We start from the raw sequence: 26984 nt of genomic DNA on the forward strand, positions 1-26984 counted from the left end.
AACTTACCTCAGTTTCGGGTTGAGTGCGTCGCGCAGCCAGTCGCCCAGCAGATTGACGGTGACGACCAGCAGGCAAAGCTGGATAACCGGAAACAGGACGATCCACCACGAGCCGGAGAACAGGTACTGGTTCCCAATACGAATCAGGGTTCCGAGCGATGGCTGACTCGGGGGCATCCCGATGCCGAGAAAGGACAGTGTGGCTTCGGTGAGGATCGCCATGCCGAAATTAAGCGTCGCGGCAACAAGAACTGGTGTCAACGTGTTGGGTAGAATGTGTTTCGCCATAATGCGGTGGGCCGGAACATGGATCAGTCTGGCCGCCTGCACATAATCTTTTCCGGACTCAACGATCGCCTGCGCGCGCACCGTGCGGGCATATTGAACCCAGGCCGACAGTGCAATGGCGAGAATGAGAACGGCGGAGGCTCCGGCTTCGCGGAAGCCGGGCGGCAGCATCTGGCGGATGATGGTCGAGACGAGAATGGCGACAAGAATAGTGGGTATCGACAACGTAACGTCGCCGATGCGCATCAGAAGATTATCGATAAAGCCCCCAAAATAACCGGACACGAGCCCGGCCGTCATCCCGATCAGGAGCGACAGTGCAACCGATGCGATGCCAATAATTATGGAGATACGCGTCCCGTACAGGATCGCAGACAGCATGTCGCGTCCTTGCGTATCCGTACCGAGCAGGAAAGGCCACTCGCCGCCATGCTGCCATATAGGCGGCAGCTCTGCTTTCCACATGTCCAGTTGAGCGCCGTCATACGGGTTCTGAGGCGCGATTAGCGGAGCGAAAATTGCAGTCATGATCAGGATCGCGAGGAGAGCGGCGCTCGCCATTGCGGTCTTGCTGTGAGTGAACGACCACCATATGTCGCTCCGTCTCATACGTTTCAGGAGTGATGGTTGACCGATCTTCGCGTTCGTCATCGTTGCCATTTGTGATACCTGGATGCTCATCGATTTGCCCTCGCTGACTGTTTCAACGGGCAGTGCGCAAGCGGGGATCGATGACTGCGTACGCAATATCCACCAGCGTGTTGAGCACCACAAAGATGAAGGAAATAATGCATAGATAAGCCGCCATCACGGGAATATCGAGGAACGTAACGGCCTGAATGAACAGCAACCCCATGCCCGGCCATTGGAAGACGGTTTCGGTAATAAGCGCGAAGGCAATCAGTGACCCGACATTCATTGCAGTCAGAGTGACAACCGGCATCAGACAGTTTCGAAGCGCATGGCGGAAGTAGATGCGCCAACGCGGAATGCCCCTGGCACGCGCGAACTTCACATAATCGGACCGCAGCACTTCCAGCATTTCGGCACGGACGAGGCGCATTACCAATGTGACCTGGTAAAGCGATAAGGCAATAGATGGGAGGAGAAGGGCAGCACGGCCGGTCGGCGTGAGCAAGCCCGTCGACCACCAGCCAATCTGGACGACATCGCCTCGCCCAAACGCAGGCAGCCAGCCCAAGGTGACCGAGAAGACCAGGATTAACAGAATTCCGACGACGAAGCTCGGCAGAGATACGCCGACGATCGAGACGAACTGGAGGCTCTCCGTATACCACTGGCCGCGCCTGATGGCCGTAAGCACTCCGAGAGGTATCCCGACTACCAGTGATATCAACGTCGCAAGTAATACGAGTTCAAGCGTCGCTGGGAATCGTTCGCCGATGAGTTTAAGCACCTCCTGCCCATTACGATAGGAAATGCCGAATTCCCCCTGAGCTGCATTGACGACGAAACGCGCGTATTGTGTCAAAACACCATCGTTCAATCCAAGACGTTCGCGTAGGCTGTCGCGGTCAGCCTGCGTCATCTGTTCATTGGCCATCATCTCGACCGGATCACCAGCCAGTCGGAAGATCAGAAAAGCGAGCATGGCAACTGCAAGCATCACTAATATGGCATTTGCCAAGCGCTTTATGATAAAAACCAGCATAAAGATTCCCTCAACGGCGTATTGCCACGGATCGGCTTACGTCCCGTGGCAATAGGGACGAATTACTTGGCGAAGTGCGTCAGCCAGTGGCGGGGCTTGTTGTCGGCGGCCTGAACGACCCGGTCGATCTTATCTGACATGACCCATGCCATCGGCTGCTGATGCAACGGGAGCATCACGATCTCATCCTTGACCATTTCAAGCGCCCTAGTTTGCAGAGCCAACCGTTTCGCCCGGTCCATCTCTGTTGAGGCCTGCACAATCAACTTATCGATTTGGGGATAGCTCCAACCACCCCAGTTAAACACCCCGGCATTGTCGCTCTTCGATTGTATCATCTGCAAAAGGATCGAATAGCTGTCGAGCATAGGCTCATTGGCCCAGCCGATCAGATATACGTCTGCCTTGCCGCTGGTTCGTTTCGGTGCCTGGGCAGCGGCCGGCGCGATATCCAGCTGTGGCTTGAATCCAGCGCGGTTCAGCATGTTTACAATGCCCTGGCAGAGCTCTTCCTCGTTCACATAGGCGTCCGTCGTACAGACCAGCGTGAATGGATAATCTGTTGCACCTGCTTCTGACAGAAGTCTCTTTGATACTTCTCTATCAAAATCCGGCGTCTTGTCTAACTCTGCAGTATAACCGGGGATTTCAGGAGCAACGATGGTGCCGGCTGTTCTGGATTTTCCGCGCATAATGCGCTTTTGGATCAATTCGCGGTCCAGCGCGTAGGCGAACGCCTGACGTACACGCAGGTCATTGAACTTGTTCTCTGATCCGCTCGCCAGCTTCGGCCGTCGGTTGAATCCGATCATGACCGTGCGCAGATCGGTGCGCTCCATCATCTTCAGCCCCGGCTGCGCAGACAAGCGAGGCAAATCCTGAGCAGGAGCATTCTCAGTAAAATCAACCTCTTGTGACAGGAGTGCTGCCACGCGTGTAGCGGCTGAGGTGATAGGGATAAACTCTATCCGATCAATGTTATGTTTCTTCTCATCCCACCAGCTGCCGTTAACGGACAATATGGTCCTGCTATCGGGTACGCGGCTCTCCAGCTTAAAGGGTCCAGTGCCGTTAGTATTGTAAGTGGCGTAGCCCTCAGTCTTTGCGCCAACGTCGGTCGGCTTTTCGGAGTTGTTTTTGACCAGCCAGCCTGCGTCAAATATGTGAATGTTGGTCAGATCATTGAGAAGCAGCGGATAGAGACCCGTTAGCTCAATGTCGACCGTGTAATCATCAACTTTCTTGGATGACTTATAGGCTGGCAGATTGCCGCGCAGCGGAGAAACTGGGTCGCTCACGCGCTTCAAGGAGGCGAGCACATCGTCAGCGGTGAAATCTGCACCGTCGTGAAATTTGACGCCCTTACGTAGGTGGAAGCGCCAAATCGTGTCGGAGACGGCCTCCCAGGACTCCGCCAGTGCCGGTTCGATCGTCAGATTGGCATCGTAGCGAACGAGTCCCTCATAGATGTGGTTGAGGAAGGAAAGGGTGTAGCTATCACCATAAGAATAAGGATCCAGCGAGTAAATGTCACGGGATGCGCCCCATTTAAGGGTTGCCGCCTGCGTGGGCCAAGCGAGGCCCAGGGCGATGGATGTTGCGAGACCGATTTTCTTCAGCATCAGATTGTTCCACTTCTAGAGAGCCACGCCTCCTTTGGTGGAGGTCTGTTCTATGTGCAGTCTCGCGCAGCTTGCGCGGTGTTTCGTTTAGCGCTCTACACTCTCGAACCGCGTTCGTAGCGAAGTAGCGATCGTGGGCTTCAAGCTAGTATCGCGAGCTTTCGTCCAGCTTGTTGAGCCGGGGGATAAATCCAGGCGGTGCAATACAGGCGCAACACACCCTGTAGCTTAGAGCACCGGCATCTCGTTGAGTCGTTTGATCCGGCGCGACATTGCTGGTTGGGCCGTTTTTGCAGCTGCTGTGAGCAAAGGGGCGAGCACCTGGGTCACAGTCATTCTTCCTCCTCCTGATCAGACGTATCTCTGATCTTTCAGTCATCATGATGGAGCCCGTATTTTTGTCAACATCATTGTAGACGATTTCTCCGGACTTGGATCGAGACGTTTGTCTGCAGAATCGTCTCGGACTTCAAGGGGCGTGCCAAGGGTCGCTTATGAACGGACGTTGGGCCGCTGTTACAGGCACGGTCACACGTGCGAAGGAGACTCGACTATTTCCAGATGGGATAGCTTGAAGGAAACAGCTCCTCTACTGTTCGATGCCGCCAGCTCCTATCGGGATATTTTTCGATCAGCCGGTCAAATTGTCTCTGCGCCTGGTGACGCGCCGCGATCATGTCAATGCCGACTAACTTCCCTTCAAGCATCGACAGGCGTCCATCAACAAAAACGGCTTGCGTGACCTTGCCTGACCCGCCGGTCAACAATGTGGTTATAGGATCGACACTTGGTGTCATATACAGGTCGTCAAGGCGGAATATTGAGATGTCGGCGCGCGCTCTTGGAGCGAGACGGCCAATGTCCGTGCGGCCAAGTGCCCTTGCCCCACCCAGTGTGGCTGCATCGAACAATTCGGCAGACCGCACAGCATCCGAGTTCTTTTCGCTGACGCGACATGTGATGAGGGCGATTAGCAGATTCATGAGCATATCGGGAGGCGCAGTATCTGTAGCCATGCCTACATTAATGCCGAGATTACGGCAGGCCGAGAACGAGTTCAGAGTACTGCCCATTCGCGCCGAGACGAGCGGTGAATGGGCGATTGAAACACCATTCTCCGCATAGAGGCGCAGATCGCTGGCGGTTGCATAGGTTGCATGAGGAGCAATCAACCTCTCGCTCAAGAGACGATTGTCTTTCAGCCATTGTGGCGCAGTGACACCATGGAGCTTGCGCATGGTGGCGAGTTCCATCGCGCCTTGCGCCATGTGCAATCTCACCCGACAATCAAGGTCCTGGGCTGCCGCCATTGTCCGCTGCAGGAGCGGGAGCGTGCAGGTTTCCACTCGGTCCGGCGCAAGCATGCCGTTTACAAGGCCGCCATGGCGGCCATGCTGGCGCTCGATAAATGCTATGGCGTCCTCAAGGCCGCGTAGCCCCCTCGTCTCATCGAACGATGAATCAAACTGGCCCGGCTCGACCAGCACCATACTGCCGGAACGATAGGCGGGGCTCAAGAAGACACGCAGTCCTAAGTCGCCGGCCGCATCGGAAGCGGCATCAAACTCCGCTACCGTCTCGGCCCATTCTCGATAATAAAGCGATGCAATCGGCGCGGCGGTCGTGATGCCATTGAGCAGCAACAAGCCGAACGCGAACCGTTTCTGAAAAGCAAGTTCTTCAGGCGTGTACATCTCATATGGACCACGTTCGACGTAGGATCGTGGCCAGATACGGCCCTTTGCCCAACCCGGCTGATTATCCGTCACAAGAAGGTAAGTATCGAGATCTGATAGAGCGTCGAGATCAATCAGCCCCGGGCTGATGAGAGCCTTGCCAAAGTCGATGCGCTGTGTCACCTCGCCATGAAAGTGCGGTCCGGCGTAAATCACTTCACCTTGTTCGATGACAAGCTCGCCATTCGGCACGAGATGATGACTATCGTCCCGATAAGCGAGCAGCCATTCAGCACACATCAACGTGCGCCCTTCCGGCCGCTTTCCGAGAGTGAGGTACTGAGAAAAATCTGAGGTCATGCGGCACTGCCGATTTCGTGTCACAATCCCGTCCCTGAGATGAAAGCCTTCACGGCATTGCTGTACTTTGGGCAAGGATCCGCGCTAGGGACAGGCACCTATCTAAAGAGCGCTTCACCATTCGATGAAACGCTCTTTGGATGCTATCATTCCATGTACAGAGCAGCTACTTCGCCACCTGCGTCAGCCAGTGGCGTGGCTTGTTATCGGCACGGAAGTCCACGCTCTTCACCTTGTCCAACATAGCCCACGCTATGGGTTGCTGGTGCAGCGGGATAAGGAGCACTTGTTCCTTAGCGATCTTCAAAGCCGCCTCTTCGAGTGCGAGGCGCTTTTCAGTATCTGGCTCTCGTGCAGCCTGGTCAACCAGCCTATCAATCTCAGGTATCGACCAGCCACCGAAGTTTGACACGCCAGTGGAACCCTTACGCGTAGACAACACCTGGGACAGCAGTGAATAGGCATCGAGAGTTGGCTCGTTCGCCCAACTCAGATTAAAGACATCGGCCTTGCCAGTTGTTCGTTTCGGTTGTTGTACCGCGCGTGGCCCAATGTCGATGGTGGGTTGAAAGCCGCTGCGCTTCAATAAGTTAGCGATCCCGCTGCAAAAATCCTCTTCGTTGATGCTCTCATCGTTCATGCACAGATAGGTGAAAGCAAGATTCTCTTGACCGGCGTCTGCCAGCAGTTTCTTTGCAGCGCTCGGATTCGCCGGCTGATAGACATCGAGGGACTTTGCGTAGCCTGCAATGTCCGGCGCAATCAATGAGCCGGAAGGGCGTGCGAGCCCACGCATGACCTTGCTGTTGATCAGTTCACGGTCGATAGAGGCCTCAACAGCCTGACGGACTCGGAGGTCATTGAACGGGTTGGGGCGCCCGTCTTCCAGTTTTGCCTTGCGATTGAAGCCGATGAATACAGTACGGAGTTCGGTGCGTTTCTTGACGTTGATGTTTGGCGAGGACTCCAGCCGCGGCAGATCTTGGATGGGTGCGGAATCGATCAGGTCGACTTCGCCGGAGAGCAGTGCCGCGACACGTGTCGAGGCAGAGGATATGGGGAGGTATTCAATACGGTCGAGGTTGTGCTTCTTTTGATCCCACCACTGGTTGTTGGTGACCAGAGTCGTTTTGCTGTCCGGAACGCGGCTTTCGAGTTTGAACGGGCCGGTCCCGTTGGTGTTATGGGTTGCGTAGCCTTCGACCTTCGAGGAAAAGTCGGTCGGTTTCTCAGTGTTGTTGTCCTTCAACCACTGCGCACTGAACATGAAGATGTTGGTCATATCGTTCAGGAACAGCGCTGTCGGGGCAGAAACCTCAATATCAACCGTGTAATCGTCGACCTTCTTGCAGTCGACATACAGCGGAATATTGCCGCGCAAAGGCGACGCCGGATCAGAAACTCGCTTCATCGAAGCGACTACGTCATCAGCATTGAAGTCGTCACCATCATGAAACTTGACGTCCTTACGGAGGGTGAAGCGCCAGTACTTGTTATCGACGAGTTTCCAGTCTGTGGCCAGTGCCGGTTCGATCTTGAACTCCGGCCCATAACGGACCAGGCCCTCATAGATATGATTGAGAAACGCGAGATTTGACGTTGATGCAACCGAGTCCGGGTCGAGAGAATAAATGTCCGCCCGGCTCCCCCATTTCAAAGTGGCAGCATCCGCAGGCGCTACGATAGCAGCTGTTGTCAAAGCAGCGACCAAAAGTCTTTTCAACCGAGACATGCTCTTTCCCTCAGACCGGTATTGGTTTGTTATGAAGTTCGCTTTTCTTAATTCTTATGCTGCCATCATTCTTATTGCCGATTGGATTGTCAATGATATTGTAGACAATTATGGCAAATCTGCTCGACAGCAAGTTGGCCGCTGACATAGCTTGGCACCATGCAATAACTCGGGGTTAGGGAATGGCTGGAATCCTTCTGCTTCATGGAACGATTGTCACGGTCGACAGAGAACGACGTATTATCGAAAATGGGGCACTGGCAGTTTGTGGTGACAAGATCGTAGACATCGGCACGTCTGACGAGCTCGCGCCACTGCACCAAGACAAGCAAATTATTGATTGCCGGGGCAAGCTTATCGTTCCTGGTCTGATCGATGCGCATGGCCATGCCGGGCACGCACTGATACGCAGCATTGCCGCCGATACCAACTCACTATGGATGCGCATCGTCACGCCAACCTATTATCATTATGTGACGCGTGATTTTTGGTATGCGGACGGACTCGTGTCCGGCCTTGAACGTTTGCGTGCGGGCGTGACGACGTCAGCGAGCATCATCACCTCCATGCCTCGCAGCGACGATCCTGTGTTCGCGATCAATCATGCCCGTGCGTATTCCGAGCTTGGCTTGCGCGAAATCATCTGCGTCGGTCCAGCTGGTATGCCCTGGCCTCATCCGGTTACACGCTGGGAGAGTGGCCATCCTGAGCCGCGCAATGTTTCATTCGAAGAGATGATAGAGGGCGCGGAAGTTGTAATCGAAACACTGAATGGTAGCGCGGATGGGCGCATTAAGGTGTTTCTGACGCCTTTCACCATCGTCCCCTCAGTCGAACCATCCGATGCATCGACGCCGGATGTCGCGGTTCGTTTGACCGAGGGTGACCGGATGCAGGCGCGGCGCGTGCGGGAAACTGCGCGTAAATGGGGCGTGCGCATCCATTCCGACGCTTTTGCCGGCCAGATTCGCATGGCATTTCAGGATAAGGAGAATGCAATCCTCGGACCCGACGTGCATTTGCAGCACTGCTGGGGCATCTCTCATGAGGAAATCGATATCCTGGCGGAGACAGGAACACATGTTACCCATGCGCCTCCTGGCAGATCTACGCCCATTCTGGAGATGATGTCGAAAGGCGTTCCAGTCGCAATAACGTCAGACGGTGCTTCGCCCAGTCGTCATTTCGATATGCTCCAGACCGCACGCCTCGCGCAATTCACTCAGCACCTGCTGCACAACCACAACCGCTATATTCTGCCGCCAGGCAAGGTGTTTGAGATGATCACCATCGACGCTGCACATGCTATCGGCATGGGCCACGAGATAGGGTCCCTGGAAGTCGGGAAGAAGGCCGATATCGCCATCATCGATATGCGCAAACCCCATCTTGCACCCAACTGGATGCCGGTTCATAGACTCATTCATCAAGTTCTCGGCAGCGATGTTGAAACCGTGATTGTCGATGGAAAAATTCTCATGAAAGAGGGAATCGTAATGACTGCCAATGTGGAGGACGCGTTGGCATTCGGGGACGCCGAAGCAAGGGCACTCGTCGAACGAGCCGGGTTACAGGCCCATATGCATGATCCTGGTTGGGGAAAATTGCACCGTACATTCCGCGAACCAGTGATTCCGCCAGCGCCACCCGTTTCGTGATTGGGCTGCCAACTGAGCAAGCAGTGTTGCGCTTGACCAAGGACACCCGAACAGAGAAGCTCCTTTCGTTGCTTGAGACGACGCAAACACATAGGTTGCAAGCGCTGATCGCCGCGAGAAGACCGGCACGAGTCCAATGTTATGTTGCCTGTGCAGATCGACTGCGTCTGAGGCCAATCTCAAATGCGCGGTAACGGCACATCGAGACATCCATCCCAAGCCACGCCTTCTGAACTGCGTGCCGATCCGCTTCACCATCGCGGAAGCCGATGGCCATTACCACGTGCCGCTCCTCGTCTCGCCCTGGAGCTATTCCACCTATCGCGGAAGCTGACCCCCATGCCTGACACCACCTATCCCCGCGACCTCGTCGGTTACGGCCGCACCCCGCCCCATCCGCGCTGGCCGGACAATGCGCGGATCTGCGTTCAGTTCGTGATCAACTACGAGGAGGGCGGCGAGAACAACATCCTGCACGGCGACCGCGCCTCGGAGGCCTTCCTGTCCGAGATCGTGGGCGCGCAGCCCTGGCTCGGCCAGCGCCACATGAGCATGGAGTCGATCTACGAATACGGCTCCCGCGCCGGCTTCTGGCGTCTGTGGCGGATGTTCACCGCGCGCAAGATGCCCGTCACCGTCTACGGCGTCGCGACCGCGCTCATGCGCAATCCGGACGCGGTGGCGGCCATGAAGGAGGCGGATTGGGAAATCGCCAGCCACGGCCTGAAATGGATCGACTACCGCGACTTCTCGGCGGAAGAGGAGCGGGCGCATATGAGGGAGGCGATCCGCATCCATACCCAGGTGACCGGAGAGCGCCCGCGGGGCTGGTACACGGGACGCACCTCGGAGCACACCAACCGTCTCGTCGCGGAAGAGGGCGGGTTCCTCTACAGCGCCGATTCCTATGCCGACGAGCTGCCCTACTGGGAGCCGCACGACGATCGCGTCCAGCTCGTCGTGCCCTATACGCTCGACGCCAACGACATGCGCTTTGCCACGCCCCAGGGCTTCAATGCGGGCGACCAGTTCTTCGCCTATCTCAAGGATTCGTTCGACACGCTCTATGCGGAGGGCGAGAGCGCGCCGAAAATGCTCTCGGTCGGGCTGCATTGTCGGCTCGCGGGTCGTCCGGGGCGGGCGGCGGCGCTGGCCCGTTTCCTCGATTATGTGGCCTCGCATGAGGATGTGTGGGTCGCCCGGCGGATCGACATCGCCCGGCTGTGGACCCGCTATCACCGTCCGGCGGATCTGCGGCCGAGCACGATGAGCAGGGCCGTCTTCGTCGAGCTGTTCGGCGACGTGTTCGAGCATTCATCCTGGATCGCGGAGCGCGCCTACGAATCAGGCTTCACGGCGGCGCAGGACACGGCGGAGGGCCTCCATGCCGCCCTGGTGCATGTCCTGTCGGAAGCGACGCGCGACCAGAAGGGGGCTCTCATCCGGGCGCATCCCGATCTGGCCGGGCGCCTGAAACTCGCCGATCTGACGGCGGATTCGCGCCACGAGCAATCTTCCGCCGGGCTCGACAGCCTGATGCCGGCGGAGCGCGAGCGCTTCATCGCGTTGAACGACGCCTACAAGGAGAAGTTCGGCTTCCCGTTCATCATGGCGGTGAAGGGGCGGACGAAGGACGAGATCCTGGCGGCCTTCGAGGAACGGCTGCAACACGACCCGGAGCAGGAGTTCGAGACCGCCATCGTCCAGATCGAGCTGATCGCCCTCCTGCGCCTCAAGGAGCGGCTACTGTCGCGGACTGACCTCTTCTCGTCTCCAAATTGACGGGATGAGCGACTTGCCAACGGACGCAGGAGGCGCGCGAGCCTCCCCGCTGGCTGTACCTTTGCTGCACGTTAACCTAAGGAATTTTCATGACGAAGCCAATGACGAGACCGCCGGCTCAGTCCCGCTCCTACTATGCTCCTTCGGGAGGACACCCGCCGCAGACGGATCTACTTACCGACCGCGCGGTGTTCACCCAAGCCTACGCTATCATCCCGAAAGGAGTGATGTGCGACATCGTGACGAGTTTTCTCCCGTTCTGGGACGATACGCGGCTCTGGGTGCTGTCGCGTCCAATGTCGGGGTTCGCCGAAACGTTCTCGCAATACATCATGGAGGTCGCTCCAGGAGGCGGCAGCGATAAGCCAGAGCTGGACGTGAAGGCTGAAGGCGTGTTGTTCGTGGTGGAAGGCGAGCTCACCCTGACGCTTGCTGGCAAGACCCACACGATGACCTCCGGCGGATATGCCTTCATCCCGCCGGCGAGCACCTGGTCAGTCCGCAATCACGGCAGCGGACCGGTTCGTTTCCACTGGATCCGCAAAGCCTACGAGGGCGTCGACGGGCTCGGTGCACCGGACGCACTCGTTCTCAATGAGAACGACATCGCACCCTCGCCGATGCCGGGCACCGATGGCCGATGGGCGACTACCCGCTTCGTCGATCCAGCGGACCTGCGTCACGACATGCACGTGACCATCGTTACCTTTCAGCCGGGCGCGGTCATCCCCTTCGCCGAGACGCATGTGATGGAGCACGGTCTTTATGTTCTGGAAGGCAAGGCCGTCTACCGGCTGAACCAGGATTGGGTGGAGGTCGAGGCGGGCGACTACATGTGGCTCCGTGCCTTCTGCCCACAGGCCTGCTACGCAGGCGGGCCTGGCCCGTTCCGCTATCTCCTCTACAAGGACGTGAATCGACACGCGAAGCTGCGGCCCTGAATGGGGATTTTCAGGCTATCGTTAAGGAGGACGGAACGTGACTGCATCAATTATTGTCCAGCCGCTGACCAAGGAAGGATTCGCGCCTTTTGGGAAAGTCCTCGAAACAGCGGGTGCCGAGACGCGGCTCATCAATGCCGAAACTTGCACGCGCTTCCATGCACTCGCCACCGTCGAGACGCGTGGAGAGTGTGGGCGGGCAATCGTAAGCCTCTTTCAGGCCAAGCCGATAGCGCTCCCCCTCCGCCTATCGATGATGGAGCGGCATCCGTTGGGAAGCCAAGCCTTTTGGCCATTGTCGGGTGGGGACTGGCTGGTCGCAGTAGCCCCGGACGAGAACGGACGGCCGGGCGCACCGCTCGTCTTTCGCGCTAGCGGCAGCCAAGGTGTCTGCTATGCACCAAACGTCTGGCATCATCCCTTGCTCGCGCTCGATCAAGTCTCTGAGTTCTTGGTCGTTGACCGGGATGGACCCGGCCTCAACCTCCAAGAGACGTATTATGAGACGCCCTACGCGATTGCCACTTACTAAACCAGATCGCGCGGGCGTTACTTTAGAGTTGCACGGCACGCAATGTTGTAGCATGCAATGCGCAGGTCCCTACGATTCAGTCTCACCACTTCAGAAACCTAGTGAGTGGGGATAACAGTCCCTGACAGGGCAGGTTCGGTGCCACGAGGACTGGAGCGGCCCGTTGTTCCGAAGCGAGCGGCAGGCCCGACACCACGCTCTTCTTCGAGCCGCAGAACACCGCGGCGATCTCGTCGCCCCTGGGGAAGCCAAACCGCGGGCGATAAGGATGGTGACGGCCAGCACGACCATCAGCAGCACCAGACACAGCAGCGCCGCGAGTGCCACGCTGGCCGGCGGCAGCCGCGGCCACAGGCCATCGACCACCGACTGCGAGAATTCCGTGTAGACGATCAGCAGGATGACTCCCTGGTCGAGTTGGCCGATCCGGCGCTCGTGACGGACCATGATACCGGCCGGCCAGGGCGGACGATCTGGCCGGCCTCGAATGGGACCAAGAGCTGAAGGACTACGTCACGTAGAGCCTTGGCGAGGTCAAAGCTGCGCTCGACCGAGGTCTGGGTCATTGGCGACAGCAGCACCAGCGTCACCAGCAAGCCGAACACATTCGAGGCCGCCGAACTGCAGATGGCCGCGGGCACGTTGCCCTAGGCTATAGCGGTGAACGCAATGGAGGACGACACCACCGACGGTAGGGCAGCCAAACAAAGGAAACCCAGGAGCAGGTCGGCCGGCATCCACGCGGACGACGGGAGGCCGAACGGCATTGCCGCCACCAGAAACACCACGAACGTGATCGCGAAGATGAAGAGGTGCAGCCGCCATTGAACAAGCCCTTGGAGCACCACGTCCTGCAGGAGGGCCGCGCCGTGGACGAAGAACGGCAGCCCAATGCCGAGGATTTCGAGGGTGTCGAGGATCTCGCCAACCGCGTCTTGTCCGGGAAGGACGCTAGCCACGGCAACGGCCGTCATGATCAGCAGGAGAAACGGGTTGATCCGATTCTCGCGCTTTGAGGCAGACAACCTTGACCTGCCTTGTGTTTGGCTGCCGACGCTTCCGCAGCGAGGCCGAACAGTCGACGGACGGAGAATACACCGCTAGTCTGATGACGATGCTCAACTTTGCCCCGCCCATGAGTAGTCGCACCGCAGCATCGATTGGCGCTTGGCTTGCGCTGACGGTTGCCGCGGTGACCACGGTCGCGACCGTCAACTTCGTCCGCGTCCGCGACGGCTTCGAGGTCGAGGCCCGCACCCTGCACCGTGTCGTCTCACAGCGGGCCGATCAGCATGACGCGCACTTGACGAGCCTCGCGGCCGTGCTGGCCAGCCCCGACCGCTCGTTCACGACGGTGAGTGCGGTCGCCGAAGCCGTCCTACGCTTCTACCCCCGGATCACGGCCATTGACATCGTCGGCTTGGCGTCCCTGCCGAATCTTGTGTTCACGACCCGAGAGCTTCAACCTGGCAGGCCAAGGCTTGATGGGCTTGCGGCAGCCGCTGCCAATCTCGCAGCTGGACAAGCAGTTGTGCTGGCTGAACCGCACGGCGCCGAAGCCTATCACCTGATCAAAAAACTCCCCGAAGCGACGGCCCAGGCAGGTATCCTGGTGATGACGGTCGACGCGCGGCGGCTGATTGAGCCTGAGGGCGACCTGCCAGCGGGGACAAACCTTGCCCTTTACGATCTGTCCGGCCGCGAACTCGTTTACGTGGGGAGGCCAGCTTCATCCGTTGGGCTCCTGCCGAGCCTCGTCTTCGAGAAAGCGCTCGGCAGCCGGTCCCAGCCCCTCCTTCTGCGGGCTGCCCGGCAGCCCGGATTCGGCGAGCTTCTGCCGCCTCTGGCCGCTGCGCTTGTGGCAGCCATCACCGGGATCGGGGTACTTCTCGCAGGTTTCGTGCTGCGCGAGCGCCGGGCGACCCGGGAGGCCCGCGAGCGGGCAAGCTTTCATGAACACCAAGCGAAGCTCGCGCATGCCATGCGGGTCAACACCGTAGGCGAGATGGCCTCCGGCATCGCTCATGAGCTCACCCAGCCGCTGACCGCCATCCTCAGCCGCAGCCAGGCGGGCCTTCGCCTCGCCCGTTGCCCCTCCCCTGATTGGGGTGAAATCATCAGCGCACTCGACGCGAACGTTCGTCTCGCCAAGCGGGCCGGCGACATCCTTGCGCGTTTGCGCGCCTATGTGTCGAACAGCCGGCCGGCCCCCGAACCCGCAAGCCTCAACCGGCTGGTTGCCAACGTCGCGGAGCTGATGTGGGGCGATCTGGAACGCCGCGGCATCGCTCTGGAGCTTGATCTTGCCCCGAGTGACCTTGTTGCTGTGGTCGACCGCGTGTCCATCGAGCAGGTCGTGCACAATCTCGTCCGCAATGCCGCAGACGCCGTTGAGATCCTGGCGCAGGAGCGGCGGACGGTGACGGTCACAACAACCGCCGACGGCGACATGTCCGTTATTGCGATCCGAGACCAGGGCCCTGGGATCCTTGCCACGGACCTGCCGCGCCTGTTTGAGCCGTTCTTCACCACCAAGCCGGGTGGCATGGGCCTCGGCCTGCCGCTCTGCGAGCGCATTGTCGAGTCCTTCGGCGGGCGGATTACGGCGGCGAATGCTCCGGAGGGGGGTGCGGTATTCACGGTTCGCCTGCCAAGGCTCGGCGACCGCCGGAAGGAGGCTGCCGAGTGACGACGCTGTCCCGCACCGTGTTCCTCATCGACGATGATGAGGACGTTCGCGACGCGCTCCAGATGCTCTTGCGGGCAGCCGGGTTCACTGTCGAGGCCTTTCCAAGCGCCCTCGCCTTTCTGGAGCGACGGGACCAGAAGGCGGAAGGATGCATCGTCGCCGACGTTCGGATGCCTGGCCTCTCGGGCCTTCAGCTCCTGGAGCGGCTTGCGGCGGAGGGCGAGCGCATGCCGGTGGTGGTGATCACCGGCCATGGAGACGTCAATGCCTGCCGACGCGCCTTCAAGGGCGGCGCTGTCGACTTTCTGACGAAACCAGTCGACGAGCAGGTGCTGATTGAAGCCATCGAGGCGGGCCTCGCGCAGCTTGACGCGCGGCGACGTGAATCCAGTGAGGCCGATGAGGCGGGGGCGCTGCTGGCCCGCCTCACGCAACGCGAGAACGAGATCCTCGACATGGTGGCCCGCGGCTGGATGACGAAGGAGATCGCCCGTGCCATGGGGGTTTCACCGCGCACGGTTGAAACCCACCGTGCCAACCTCGCGGAAAAGCTTGGCACGACTTCGGTCGCCGAGATGGTGCGCCTCGTTCTCCTGGCCCGCCCGCCCCATACATCTCCGTAGGACTACGCAGAGCGCTCCGGTACCACACCGATAACCCGCCGGGCGTCGGATGGCTAAAGTCCAGGCGTCGAACAAACCGGGACCCGAACGATCCCACCGGAGAAGTGCCATGTCGAACATTCGCAACGCCATTGTCGCAGCGCTCACCCTGGCTCCTGCGGCCGCTGGCGCCGAAGTCCTTCAGGAACGCAACATGCCGCTGGCTATTGCCCAGGAGCTGGCTCAGGCCACGGTCGAGGCGTGCACCGCCAAGAACTTCAACGTGACGGCGACGGTGGTGGATCGCGCCGGTCTCGTGCGCGCGGTGCTGCGGGCCGACCGGGCCGGGCCGCACACCATCGAGGCAAGCCGCGCCAAAGCCTACACGGCAGCGTCTGCCCGCAACACCACCACCGCCATCATGGAAAATGCCGACAAGAACCCGGCAGCCCGGCACCTGGCAGCCATCGAGGGCTTTCTGCTGCTCGGCGGCGGCGTGCCAGTAAAGGCTGGCGACGAGGTGATTGGAGCCATCGGGGTTGGTGGCGCTCCGGGCGGGCACCTTGATGAGGAATGTGCGAATGCCGGCCTTGCCAAGGTGCAGGCGAAACTGAAGTGACCACCAACGCAGTGGCTGGCATGATTGCCAGCCACCATCACACGGGGAGACGGACGATGGCCAATCCACTCGTGCTGGCCGGATTGCTCGTGATCTGGTTCCGTCGCAAATCCGTAGCGGGGACGAGAAAGTGGCAAGTGCTTCGTATCACGCTTATGCGGCGAGCAACTTGAACTGCTCAGCGAGCGACAGTTGATGAGTGCAGGCGTACTTCGCCTGTCCTTTACGCATCATGTGCACCATCTCGATGCCGCCGAGGATCACACGGGCAGTGGCCACGGACTGGAACCCGAGCATCGGTCGGACCCGCCGCTTGATAGCCCGATGATCCTGGTCAACTCGGTTATTCAAATAGCGGCTCTGCCGGATGCGGATTGGCGTTAGCCCACGCCTTAATCGGTCCCGCAGACGGCTCTCTGCATCGCACCGCAAGATTGCCTCACGATTGGTCTGACTGCCATCGATGACGATCCGCTCCGGTCGGCCATGCCGCTTGAGGGCCCTGTTCAGGAACCGTTTGGCGGCAGAAAGATTGCGCCGTTCGCTGAACCAAAACTCAACCGTGTCGCCATGGCTCCCAATCGCCCGGTAAAGGTACAATGGGGTGGACGCCCCTCCGGCAGCGCCTAGCTGCCAAGGTTGTAGCATTTGCAACCATAACTAAGAGGCTCGTCCATGCAGACGCTTGATATCATCGGCATCGATCTGGCGAAGAATGTGTTTCAACTCCACGGCGCAAGCAAAACCAGCGCCGTGCTGTTCCAGAAGAAGCTGCCGCGAGGCAAGCTGCTGACGTTTCTGGCCGCTCAGCCCCTGTGCACGATCGCGATGGAGGCCTGTGCGAGTGCCCACTGCTGGGGGCGCCAGATCAGCACCTTGGGTCATACGGTGAGACTGATCGCTCCCAACTACGTGAAGCCCTTCGTCAAACGGCAGAAGAACGATGCAGCCGACGCACAAGCCATTTGCGAGGCCGCTCAGAGGCCCACTATGCGCTTTGTCGCCGTCAAGAGCGAGGAGAAGCAGGCCTCCCCCATGGTGTTCAAGGCCAGAGACCTCTTGGTGCGCCAGAGAAGCCAGATCATCAACGCTCTACGTGGGCATCTCACCGAATTCGGCATTATCGCACCTCAGGGGCCTAGGCATATCCACACGCTCGTCGCGGCAGTCGAGGATTCGGCCTCGAGCCTTCCTGAGATCGCACGGTCCGTCTGCCGGATGCTCATTGCAACCTTGGGGGAGCTCAACCAGAAGATCGGTGAGTTGGACCGGGAGATCATGCAACGAGCCCGGCAGGACGACGAGATCCGCCGCCTGATGACGATCTCTGGCGTTGGTCCGATCACGGCAACAGCTCTGGAGGCCTTGGCTCCGGCAGCCGAGACTTTCGACAAGGGCCGGGACTTCGCGGCCTGGATGGGGCTCACACCCAAACAGAATTCATCTGGCGGGAAGCCCCGATTGGGCAAGACATCAAAGATGGGGCAGCGCGACCTGCGCCACCTGCTCATCATCGGCGCCACAGCGGTTGTCAGATCGGCAACCAGGCATGGCACGGCTGCGCACTCCTGGCTCGGGCGGATGCTGCGCTGCAAACCGCCGCTGCTGATTGCGGTCGCCCTAGCTAACAAGATGGCGCGGATTGCCTGGGTGCTGATGGCACGGGGAGGAGTTTATCGAGCTTCGGGACCTGCCGCATAGGCAGGGTAACCCGAGGGACTGCCGGAGGATGTGAGAAGGTCAAACAGAGGTTTATGGGACAACGGTTGATCAAACGAGATCAGAAGAACCAGTCGTTGGATGGGTGCCTCGAGCGCGCAGGTACATGTTGGATCTGGTCCGCGGACTTCCATAAGGGCCTGCGGCGCTTGGACAGCCGCTTCGAGAGGCCGGACACACGTCAGCACCCGATCACAGTCCCAAGATCATACGTTATGATTTTCCTTGCATTCCACGGGGCGTCCACACACATCCAGCGCCCCCTAACCTTGATGTAAGTTTCGTCGATATGCCATTTCCGGCTGACTGCACGCTTCCGGAGGTTGAAGCGGTTGAGCAGTTCGGGCGAATAGCGCACGATCCATCTGTGAATGGTCGCGTGATCGACCGAGATACCCCGCTCGGCCATCATCTCCTCGAGATTTCGCAGGCTGAGATTGTAAGCCAAGTACCACCGGATGCAGAGCAGGATTACTGAACGATCAAAATGCCGGCCCTTGAACACCACGCCCTCCACTACTGTGACGGAGGTCACCGTAGCTGAAACTCTGAAACGGAATATTTGCGACGGAACCCTTCCGCGAAGCTCCATCATGCGGCGACAGCTGTCGACCGCGAAGACGACCCTGCTCCCGGCACACGCTCACGCCGCGCTCCTACGATCCGCTTAGGCCGAGCTCTCCTTAGTCCCCCTCGGCCCTGATCCCAGTGTCGAGCCGGTGAGTTTTTGAAAAACTACTTGCAAAATGGCGTGCGATTAGACGACCCCATCAGAACCCTTCGGGACCGTACAAAGCGCTATGCCTTTTTCAGTTCGGCATACATGTTCTGCTCTGCCTTGTACCCGAGAAGGAGCTCCGTGTATCCGATGTCCCAGTCCATGCCTTCGTTGGCGGACATAGCGTTGACGACAATGCCGAATGCGGGCCAGCGGCTTGCATCGGCCTTCACGGCGGCCTCAAAGGCGCGTCCGAAATCTTCGTTGGAGAGCCACATGTTGCGATACCAGCGCAGATCCCGCCTGCCCTCATCGTCTGTAGGCTCCGGCCCAACTCCATATTTGGGGTCGCCCGCAAGATTGATGGTGCTCGCCAGGTTTTCTCCGGGTTGCGTCCAGCCGATGCGAACGGCAACCGCCGTCATGCGCCCTGCCGAATGAGCCGCCATATCCACGCAGAGGCGCTCGCTCATGAGCTTGGAGACCGCATAAGCCGTCGAATCCATGAAGCCGTGGCCCGTATCCCACTTGGTCCCGGGCGCTGGTGGGATCGATGTCGTCAGACGTCCCGGCCCTATGGTGTCAGCGAGCGGCACGTCCTTGTACCCTCCCATCACATGATTGGAGGAGGCAAAGACGAGACGGCGCACACCTGCCTTTTGGGCTGTCGCAGCCACGTTGAAGGTCATGTCGAAGGAGGCTGCGGAGTCCTCCCATGTGGCGTCGGTGTGAGGATTCTGCGCCGCAAAGTGAATGACCGCATCAATGCCGTGAAATGCTTCCTGCCAAGCGGTGCCCACCTGAAGCAGATCACCCGCCACCAGCCTCAGGCGCGCGGTGGCCTCTGGAGAGAAAGGCGCCACATCGGTCGTCATGTCGATACCAATGATCGAGCGGCACCATTCCGTGCGGGCCAGCCATTCGATGATCTTGCGCCCGAGATTTCCACCTGCTCCCGAGACGAGGACGGATCGAGGAGAATAGATATGTTCCATGCCTGAACTCTTGCGTATCTTTAAGCGGATGATCAAACGACGGCCGTGTGGCTTTTCCGTCAGAAGAATGTCCGGATGGCGCCCGCGACGTCATAGGCGCCGTCGACGACGAACATGACTTGCCATTTGTCGAATGCCGTACAGGGATGCGACACTCCCAATCCCACCATGTCGCCTACCTGGAGTGGACTGTCAGGTGGAACGGTCATGTGAGCATGCTGATCTTTGAGCCCGACGATCGTGTGTTCGCCCGGTACCTCGTGGACTCTGTCCTCTCCCAGCCGATACCAGTGAAGAGCAACGGGCAGATGCACGTCGTAGGAGAGGTCCCGTTTGCCGGCGGCCAGGATTACCTTAGTCGGTTCCGGGCGTGACTGGACATACGCCCAGACCTCCAGGGCATTCGTCGGAGAGGGGCCAAGATCGGCAAGGGCGGGCTTGCGGTGCAGCAGGCGCTCGATGGCGCGGGTGTACATCGCGGCATTGAGGCTGATGTAGCATCCGCTTCGGGTGAGCACCTGACCAGGTCGCCCCAGATCGGCAGCACAAAAAGCATCGGCCACGAGGTCGAAGAACGCCGATCCTCCCGCCGACAGGAGAACCGGTCCCTCCGCAAATAGGCTCTCCCGCGCGCAGGTTTCCGCGATCGGTACCAGATAACGTAAGAAATCCTCGATGGAAGCCTCGGTCGGGTCGGTGTTCAGCCCCTCGATTCCTTCCACGCCCCTTAGCGCCAGATGTGGCGATGCAACTTCCTCCGCACGGGCAACCGTAAGCGCCTCCTCGACGGTCCGGCAGCCCGCACGACCGCCGCGACTTCCGCCCTCCAAAAGAACGTTGAGGGGCCGGCCGGCAGGATTACGGGCAAGGGCTCCGGCCAGTATTTCGACACCGCGCACGGAATCGACGAGACAATAGAACTCGAACGAAGGATCGTTCCGCAGTTCCGAGGCCACATAGTCGATCGCCTGACGGCCGATCAGCTGGTTTGTGAGAACCACCCAGCGGTGGCCGAATGTCCTGCACACGCGGAGCTGCTGCAGAGTTGCAACCGTCATGGCCCATACTCCAGCATCAATCTGGTTCTGGAACAGCTGCGGGCTCATGGTCGTCTTGCCGTGAGGAGCGATGATGACGTCCGCTGCCTCGCAGAACTTGCGCATCCATTGCTCGTTGCGCTCCAGGGCAGACTTGCGAAGGACATCTGGCGGGAGCGCAACATCCTCCCGCAGAATGTTCCACCCTCGCCCGGCAACCTCTACAATGGGAATGTTCACTTCAGTCGAGGGCATGCCCTCGACGAGTTCGGTCAACGGCTCAAGCAAGTCTTCGATCTGCCTCATGTCGTTTCTCCCGGCAGAAATCTCGCGTATCCGCGTTCCATCCTTGGTTTCCCGATCTCAGGCGCGAGAAGGTTTGATTTTGAAATCATGGCCTTCGGGAAGAGTCTGCCCGCCATCCACGACGATTGTCGTGCCAGTGATGTAGGCCGCCTCCTCGGAGGCCAGGAATAGAACCGTGTGAGCAATGTCTCTTGGTGTTCCAAGGCGGCCGAGAGGCACGGCCTGCTCCATCATCCGGATGAATTCGGGGCTCCGGCTCGCCTGCATGCCTTCGGTCAGGATATTGCCCGGCTCGACGCCGTTGACCGTGATGCCGTCACCGGAAAACTCCAGCGCGGCGGACTTGATGAATCCATTGATCCCCGCCTTCGTGGCCGAGTAGTGTCCGTGGCCTGGGCTGGTCACGCGCGGACCGGTGATGGACGAAGTGAAGACCATTCGCCCATAGCCGTTCCTGCGCATCGGGTCGAGTGCCGCCTTGGCCGCCAGGAACGTTCCTTTGAGATTGACCGCCATCACCCTGTCCCACTCCTCGGGATCGGTGTTCTCGATCAAGGTCCAGGGATAGATGCCGGCATTCTGAACCAGGATGTCCAGCTTGCCGAAAGCATCCTGTGCCGTTTGCACGATCCGTTCTGCATGGTCGGCCTGCGAGATATCGGTTTTCACGAACCGTGCGACAGGATCGCCGCCGAGGCGCGTAACGGTCGCCTGAGCCGCCTCGACTTCCATGTCGCCAATGACGACGCGCGCCCCTTCCTCGACGAAGCGCTCCGCGATGGCGGCGCCGATGCCTCGCGCAGCCCCAATCAGGACGGCAATCCGCCCTTCCAGTCTTCCAGGCATTGTACGGCTCCTTGTTTCAGGTCAGGCTGCGACGCAGAGAGGTTTTCATCGTGTCGAGGAGGATGGCCGCGAGAACCAGTGCTCCCCTGATGACGAGTGTGTAGTGAGGCGGCATTCCCATGACGTTGATCGCAGTCGAGATCGAACTCAGGAGAAGCACGCCGGCAAAGACGCCTGACAACCTGCCGACACCGCCTTTGAGGCTCACGCCTCCGATCACGACGGCCGCGAACACCTCGAAGAGCATGCCCGTTCCCAGGTTTGCCGTCGCCCCGGCTGTGCGGGAGGCGAGCAGCCAGCCGGCGAAACCTGCGATGCTGCCGGAGAGGATGAGGGTGGTCGCAATGAGATGCCTGACCCGGATTCCGGCGCGAAATGCAGCGGTTGCATTTCCGCCGACCATGATGATGTGACGGCCGAGCGGCGTCTTCGCCAGGATAAACGCGAAGACCGCAAAGACGAGAACGGTGATCCAGACCAGTAGGGGCACCCCCACGATCGACGTCGTGGCGACCCCTCGGATTTCCGCGGGCAGGCCGTAAACGGAGCGGCCACCTGACAACGCTACGACAAGTCCACGTGCCCAGATGAAGGAGGCAAGGGTCACGATGAAGGAATTGATTTTCAGCCCTACGATGAGCCACGCATTCGATGCTCCTATCACGGCTCCGACGGCAATGGAGATGAGAAGCGACACCGGCAGGTTCAGCCAGGATGGCTCGAATGAGAATTGCAGCCCCGCGCCGTTCGTTCCGAAGATCACGGCGGTGACCATGGCCGACAAGGCCATGGTCGATTCGATGGAGAGATCCATCTCGCCGGCGATGATCACCAGGGACAGCCCGGCGGCCATGATGCCGACGAAGGTTGATTGCTCGAGAATGTTGAGAATGATGCCGATCTGAAAGAAACTCGGAATGACGAGCGAAAAGCCGGCAAGGACCACCACCAGGACGAACCAGACCAGGTTGTCGAGAATGAAACTGGCGACGGCCGCACCCTTCGGTGCTTGGATCGGTACGACCGAGGAAGACGATGAGGTCCGTGTAATCTGCATTGATCTCTCCTGGAAGCCGCACGCCGGATGCGGTAGCGGGGCTCCATGCGGGTGAGCGGACGGAACTGCTCGACAGACATGGACTTCGGCGGCAAGGCGGAACCCAGTCTTGCCACCGAAGACACTCACTCACAGGGTCACGGCTAGTCGACCGGGACGATCTTTGCGGCTGGGGCCTTCAGGTTGCCCCAGAAATTCGGATCATCCACGTTCTGCTTGGTGATGGCGGACCCCGGAATCTTCAAGTTGGGCCCCCATGCCTCGTCCGTCAGGGTCGACTTGAGACCAAGCACATCATAGGTGCCCGGCTTCAGAGGCTGTTTGGCAACAACCTTGTCGGCGAACATGGCGAGAGCCGCAGCCTGCGCATAGAGCGGCTGTTCGACCTCGACCTGCTCCCATCCCTTGCGGATCAGGTCGAGCCCGACCGGCGCGCCATTTGAACTCACCAGCATCACATCGCCCGGCTTTTTGCCCTTGGCCTCGAGGATCGCAACCACGGGAACAGCCAAGTGGGCCGCATGAACGAAGATGAGATCGATATCTGGGTTGGTCAGCAGTTGATCGGATGCAATGTCACCCGCCTTCGAGGCCTCCCATTGCAGGGCCGGCTGGCTCAGGATCTTGACATCCGGAAAGTCCTTCATCTTGGCCTCGAAGCCCTGCTGGATATCAAGCGTGTAGCTGTCGCCAGGATCTCCGAGGATCTGCAAAACCTTACCCTTCACGCTACCCTTGCGCTCCTTGAGCAATCTTTGGATTTCGCCAGCCGCGATTTCGCCGATCTCCACCGTTCCGGCAACGGAGGTGAAGTCCGACTTGGTCGACTTGATCTGCCGGTCGAAGATCATGACCGGGATCCCGGCGGCCCTCGCCTTCTCGATCCCAGGCTTCATGGCCTCGAAATCAACCGCCGCCAGCGCGATCATGCTGGGCTTCAGGTTGATGACGTCGTTCATCTGGTTCTGCTGCAGGTCCGTGCGGTTTTGCGCGTCGAGGGACACCGTCTCGTAGCCGACATTGCCCATGAAGTTCTTGATCGCCGAGACGGATTCTGTCTGGAACTCGTCCAGCAGCGTCGGAACCAAGTAGTAAACCTTGCCCTTCGACTGGGCATAGGCCACGGACGCCGAACCGGCGAGCATGAGCGCCGCCACGGCCGTCCCGATGAAGATCTTCCTCGTGAACATGTGGTTCTCCTCTGGTGAAGTTGCTTGCTCTTGTTATTGGGCAGTCCGAAGGTTGAGATCGCCGGTGATCATTCCGATGACCTCTTCGGGAGTCGTGTCCTCAGTCCGGACGTTCCCCGCAACGGTACCGTGCCGGATCACGATGATCCGGTCTGCCACTTGGAAGGCTTGCGCCATGATGTGCGTGATCACCACCACGCCGATGCCCTGGGCCGCGACGCGCTTGATGGTTTCGAGTCCACGGCGGGTCTGCTCGACGCCAAGCGCCGCAAAGGGCTCATCCAGAAGAACGAGCTTGCCGCCCCAGTGAACGAAGCGGCTGAGTTCTATGGCCTGACGTTGGCCACCCGAGAGATGCTCGACATTCGTCCGCAGCGACGGGATCCGTGTTCCGGCCTCAGCCATGGCCTTCGCCGTTTCCTCGTACATTGCACGCTCGCGCAGGACCGGGATGCCGAGAATGCGCCGCGTGAGTTCGCGGCCCATGAAAAAATTGGCCACCACGTCGACATTGGTGCAGAGCGACAGGTCCTGATAGACCGTCTCGATTCCTGCTGCCTTCGCTTCCGCGGGAGATGAGAAGTGCCGCTCGGCCCCTTCGAACAACATCTGGCCGGATGTTGCGTTCAGACCACCGGAAATGATCTTCACCAGCGTCGACTTTCCAGCACCGTTATCGCCGAGAAGGGCAATGACCTCCCCCTTCTTGATCTCTAAGCTGATGCCTTTTAGCGCCTCGATCGCACCAAATCGCTTCGTGATCCCTTCCAGCTTGAGCAATGCTTCGTCGGCCATGTTCCCCTCGCTTCTCTTCAGTGCAGGTTGCCAGTCCCGGCCACATGCACCTTATTTTCCGGCGAACCGGCCACATCGGTTTCAATCATCCAAAGAGAGCCGGCGAGGCGGTCGCCCACCTCCGTGTCGTTCGCTGGGGAGGTGACGAACAAGGTGCTCAGATCTTGACCACCGAACGTGCAAGTCGTGATGTTTCGGGTCGGGAGCTCGATGAAGCGGTCGATCTGCCCATCGGGCGCCACCCTGACGATCCCGCCGCCGTAATAGCGGCAATTCCAGATAAAGCCGTCCCTATCGATGGCAGATCCGTCGGGAATTCCGCGTTCGAACCCTGACAGGAAGATGCGGCTCTCCCCGAGATTTCCGGTTGCAGCGTCATAATCGTAGATACGCATCTCGTTCTTGGGATAATCCGCGAAATAGAACCGAGTCCTCTCGGCATTCCAGCAGAGCGTGTTCGAGATACCGATATTGAGGACCCACTCGGTCACCGTGCCGTCCGGCGCGATGCGGTGAAGAACGCCCGGCGTCCCACCTCGCTCGACCGAGCCTCCGTCAGGGGCCACATTGTTGAACATCGAGCCGACCCAGGAATTGCCGCGCGGATCAGGGCGGCCATCGTTCAGTCGCACCTCAGGCCAGCCCGAAAGCCTGAAGCCATGGTGCACGCGCTGGTCGGCAACTGCCGCAAGACAGACAGGACTGGATATCTTCATCATCGCTCCTTTCCCGATAGATCGGTTGTCCCCGCGCCCAGGCTCATCGCAAGAGCGCCACGCCACCTCCATCCGACACTTTCAGCGTCTCATGTGATGGGCCCTCGAAGAGGCGGAAGCGGTTGCCCTCCACCGCTCGCAGTGCGCACACGACAGCTCCGAGAACCGTCGAGCGGCCGCTCAGCGCCGAGATGGTCATGCGCCGTGGCGGCATCGGAATGAGAGCCGCGACCCGCTCCCGCAGGGGAGCCAGCAACTGATCGCCGGCCCGTGAAATCCCTGCGCCGAGGATCACCATCTCCGGATTGAGAACGCAGCAGATATTCGCTACTCCGCTTGCGAGTCGCCCGAGGAGCCTGTCCACGATCCTCCGTGCCGCCGTATCGCCCTCCCGCGCCGCCTGGTACACTATCTCGGCATTGACGGAAGCGCCCCTGTTCTTCGTCAGTTCGATCAAGCGCGGGCTTTCGCCGCTCTCGACGGCCCTGCGTCCGAGCCGAGCATACGCGGGACCGCCTGCCGCCCATTCAAACGATCCGAAATTGGAGGGCGTTGCGTCCTCCGGATCGGGAATGTCCATGAAGCCGACTTCCCCGGCAAACCCGTCTGCACCGCGGAAGATCTCGCCCCGGATCAGCAGGCCCATGCCGATACCTGAGCCGAGATGCAGATAAACCGCGTTCTGAACGTCCTTCGCCTCGCCCCAGCGCTGCTCAGCGAGAATGGAGAGCTGAACCTCGTTTTCGATGAAGACAGGACAGCCAAAATGGGAAACGAGCAGTTGCCTGAATGGAACATTGCTCCAGCTCGCGAATGCGGGGGCGAGTTTGAGGGTACCTGATTCCTGATCGATGAACCCCGGAACGCCAGCAGCAACAGCCCACAAGTGATCACGGGTCAGATGAGCGGACGAGAGAGCAGCGCATACAAGCTCCTCGATCGCACCCATGAACTGCTCCGGGTTCGCCATGTAGCCGGGGCTGTCCAATTGCTTCTGCTCGTATGCCACCGGATGACCAGCCAAGTCCGTCACCATGACAGCGAGCCGTGAGGCACCGAGATCCAACCCGAGCACATGACCGACATCGGCCGCGAACGAAAGAGAGGTTGCTCTCGGTCCGGGGCGCTCCTGCTTGATCGATGGGCGCTCGATCTCGCGGATGTATCCTTGAGTACAGAGATTGCTGATGATCGCATTGACGGTCGGCTTGGAGAGACCAGTGAGTTTCGCCAAGTCGGAGCGGGACAGAGGTCCCTGGTCCCGAACAGCTTGAAGGACCAAAGTGGCATTGGTCCGGCGCATGTAATTGGGCGTCGTCGCAGCTTGGCGGGTTCCATCCACTAGCGTGCCCTCCAATAGTTAGGAAAGTTAATTGTTAGGTTTCCTTTCCGTCAACTAACTCTTTTGGTCTTCAGGTGGAAAATCGTGCGA

The 26984-nt window shown here is 59.5% G+C and carries 22 protein-coding genes and 3 pseudogenes; 9 read left to right on the forward strand and 16 right to left on the reverse strand.

All coding sequences use genetic code 11. The features are described 5' to 3' along the window. Positions 1-3 precede the first annotated feature (3 nt). The 5 genes from AB8841_RS06435 to AB8841_RS06455 form a co-directional block, all read right to left on the reverse strand. Positions 4-969 (reverse strand): ABC transporter permease, encoded by a 966-nt coding sequence (locus tag AB8841_RS06435; RefSeq protein ID WP_370434987.1) that lies wholly within the window; start codon positions 967-969, stop codon positions 4-6. Positions 970-991: 22 nt separating this feature from the next. Next, positions 992-1960, reverse strand: a complete 969-nt coding sequence (locus tag AB8841_RS06440) for an ABC transporter permease (RefSeq protein ID WP_370434988.1) — start codon at positions 1958-1960, stop codon at positions 992-994. 62 nt (positions 1961-2022) lie between these two features. Continuing rightward, the gene (locus AB8841_RS06445; RefSeq protein WP_370434989.1) at positions 2023-3582 is read right to left on the reverse strand and encodes an ABC transporter substrate-binding protein; all 1560 of its coding nucleotides are present in this window, start codon (positions 3580-3582) and stop codon (positions 2023-2025) included. Between the two features lie 551 nt (positions 3583-4133). Beyond that, complete coding sequence (locus tag AB8841_RS06450) at positions 4134-5618, reverse strand: amidohydrolase family protein (RefSeq protein WP_370434990.1); 1485 nt, start codon at positions 5616-5618, stop codon at positions 4134-4136. Positions 5619-5784: 166 nt separating this feature from the next. Next, positions 5785-7350, reverse strand: coding sequence for an ABC transporter substrate-binding protein (locus AB8841_RS06455; RefSeq protein ID WP_370434991.1), 1566 nt, complete (start codon positions 7348-7350; stop codon positions 5785-5787). Positions 7351-7532: 182 nt separating this feature from the next. Here AB8841_RS06455 and AB8841_RS06460 point away from each other — a divergent pair, with 182 nt between their 5' ends. The 5 genes from AB8841_RS06460 to AB8841_RS06480 all read left to right on the forward strand — a co-directional run bounded on the left by AB8841_RS06460 (position 7533) and on the right by AB8841_RS06480 (position 12263). Further along, a complete protein-coding gene (locus AB8841_RS06460) occupies positions 7533-9008 on the forward strand; it encodes an amidohydrolase family protein (protein ID WP_370434992.1) in 1476 nt (491 codons plus the stop codon). Positions 9009-9144: 136 nt separating this feature from the next. After that, on the forward strand, positions 9145-9342 hold the full coding sequence (locus AB8841_RS06465) for a hydroxyisourate hydrolase (protein ID WP_370434993.1): 198 nt from the start codon (positions 9145-9147) through the stop codon (positions 9340-9342). Between the two features lie 5 nt (positions 9343-9347). Continuing rightward, positions 9348-10790: an allantoinase PuuE gene (gene puuE / locus AB8841_RS06470; RefSeq protein WP_370434994.1), complete on the forward strand. Its 1443-nt coding sequence runs from the start codon at positions 9348-9350 to the stop codon at positions 10788-10790. Positions 10791-10879: 89 nt separating this feature from the next. Further along, positions 10880-11731 carry a bifunctional allantoicase/(S)-ureidoglycine aminohydrolase gene (locus tag AB8841_RS06475; protein WP_370434995.1) on the forward strand — a complete coding sequence of 284 codons (852 nt, stop codon included), beginning with the start codon at positions 10880-10882 and terminating at the stop codon, positions 11729-11731. Positions 11732-11768: 37 nt separating this feature from the next. Then, the gene (locus AB8841_RS06480) at positions 11769-12263 is read left to right on the forward strand and encodes an ureidoglycolate lyase (protein WP_370434996.1); all 495 of its coding nucleotides are present in this window, start codon (positions 11769-11771) and stop codon (positions 12261-12263) included. Positions 12264-12345: 82 nt separating this feature from the next. Here the strand turns inward: AB8841_RS06480 and AB8841_RS06485 are convergent. Then, positions 12346-13237, reverse strand: a pseudogene (locus AB8841_RS06485) (bile acid:sodium symporter). Positions 13238-13398: 161 nt separating this feature from the next. On the opposite strand from AB8841_RS06485, the gene AB8841_RS06490 reads away from it, so the two are divergent. The 3 genes from AB8841_RS06490 (at position 13399) to AB8841_RS06500 (ending at position 16173) form a co-directional block, all read left to right on the forward strand. Continuing rightward, entirely contained in the window at positions 13399-14952 is a 1554-nt protein-coding gene (locus AB8841_RS06490) for a sensor histidine kinase (protein WP_370434997.1), read from the forward strand. Beyond that, positions 14949-15575, forward strand: coding sequence for a response regulator transcription factor (locus tag AB8841_RS06495; RefSeq protein ID WP_370434998.1), 627 nt, complete (start codon positions 14949-14951; stop codon positions 15573-15575). The genes AB8841_RS06490 and AB8841_RS06495 overlap by 4 nt, the downstream gene beginning before the upstream one ends. Before the next feature lie 109 nt (positions 15576-15684). Beyond that, positions 15685-16173 carry a heme-binding protein gene (locus AB8841_RS06500; protein ID WP_370434999.1) on the forward strand — a complete coding sequence of 163 codons (489 nt, stop codon included), beginning with the start codon at positions 15685-15687 and terminating at the stop codon, positions 16171-16173. Between the two features lie 153 nt (positions 16174-16326). Here AB8841_RS06500 and AB8841_RS06505 read toward each other — a convergent pair. Continuing rightward, positions 16327-16773 (reverse strand): annotated as a pseudogene (locus AB8841_RS06505) (transposase); the annotation flags it as partial. A 75-nt stretch (positions 16774-16848) separates the two neighbouring features. On the opposite strand from AB8841_RS06505, the gene AB8841_RS06510 reads away from it, so the two are divergent. Further along, positions 16849-17874, forward strand: coding sequence for an IS110 family transposase (locus tag AB8841_RS06510; protein ID WP_370435000.1), 1026 nt, complete (start codon positions 16849-16851; stop codon positions 17872-17874). 271 nt (positions 17875-18145) lie between these two features. Here the strand turns inward: AB8841_RS06510 and AB8841_RS06515 are convergent. The 9 genes and pseudogenes from AB8841_RS06515 to AB8841_RS06555 all read right to left on the reverse strand — a co-directional run. After that, positions 18146-18397, reverse strand: a pseudogene (locus tag AB8841_RS06515) (transposase); the annotation flags it as partial. A 293-nt stretch (positions 18398-18690) separates the two neighbouring features. Next, entirely contained in the window at positions 18691-19605 is a 915-nt protein-coding gene (locus AB8841_RS06520; protein ID WP_370435001.1) for an NAD-dependent epimerase/dehydratase family protein, read from the reverse strand. 59 nt (positions 19606-19664) lie between these two features. Continuing rightward, on the reverse strand, positions 19665-20948 hold the full coding sequence (locus AB8841_RS06525; RefSeq protein ID WP_370435002.1) for an alanine racemase: 1284 nt from the start codon (positions 20946-20948) through the stop codon (positions 19665-19667). A gap of 57 nt (positions 20949-21005) precedes the next feature. After that, positions 21006-21794 (reverse strand): SDR family NAD(P)-dependent oxidoreductase, encoded by a 789-nt coding sequence (locus tag AB8841_RS06530; RefSeq protein WP_370435003.1) that lies wholly within the window; start codon positions 21792-21794, stop codon positions 21006-21008. Positions 21795-21810: 16 nt separating this feature from the next. Next, positions 21811-22851, reverse strand: a complete 1041-nt coding sequence (locus AB8841_RS06535; protein WP_370435004.1) for an ABC transporter permease — start codon at positions 22849-22851, stop codon at positions 21811-21813. Between the two features lie 143 nt (positions 22852-22994). Beyond that, positions 22995-23996, reverse strand: coding sequence for a sugar ABC transporter substrate-binding protein (locus AB8841_RS06540; RefSeq protein ID WP_370435558.1), 1002 nt, complete (start codon positions 23994-23996; stop codon positions 22995-22997). Between the two features lie 78 nt (positions 23997-24074). Further along, positions 24075-24836 carry an ATP-binding cassette domain-containing protein gene (locus tag AB8841_RS06545; RefSeq protein WP_370435005.1) on the reverse strand — a complete coding sequence of 254 codons (762 nt, stop codon included), beginning with the start codon at positions 24834-24836 and terminating at the stop codon, positions 24075-24077. A gap of 17 nt (positions 24837-24853) precedes the next feature. After that, positions 24854-25555 carry an SMP-30/gluconolactonase/LRE family protein gene (locus AB8841_RS06550; protein WP_370435006.1) on the reverse strand — a complete coding sequence of 234 codons (702 nt, stop codon included), beginning with the start codon at positions 25553-25555 and terminating at the stop codon, positions 24854-24856. A gap of 40 nt (positions 25556-25595) precedes the next feature. Continuing rightward, the gene (locus AB8841_RS06555) at positions 25596-26894 is read right to left on the reverse strand and encodes an ROK family transcriptional regulator (RefSeq protein WP_370435007.1); all 1299 of its coding nucleotides are present in this window, start codon (positions 26892-26894) and stop codon (positions 25596-25598) included. Positions 26895-26984: the final 90 nt, after the last annotated feature.

Source organism: Microvirga sp. TS319 (assembly GCF_041276405.1).
Classification (GTDB): domain Bacteria; phylum Pseudomonadota; class Alphaproteobacteria; order Rhizobiales; family Beijerinckiaceae; genus Microvirga.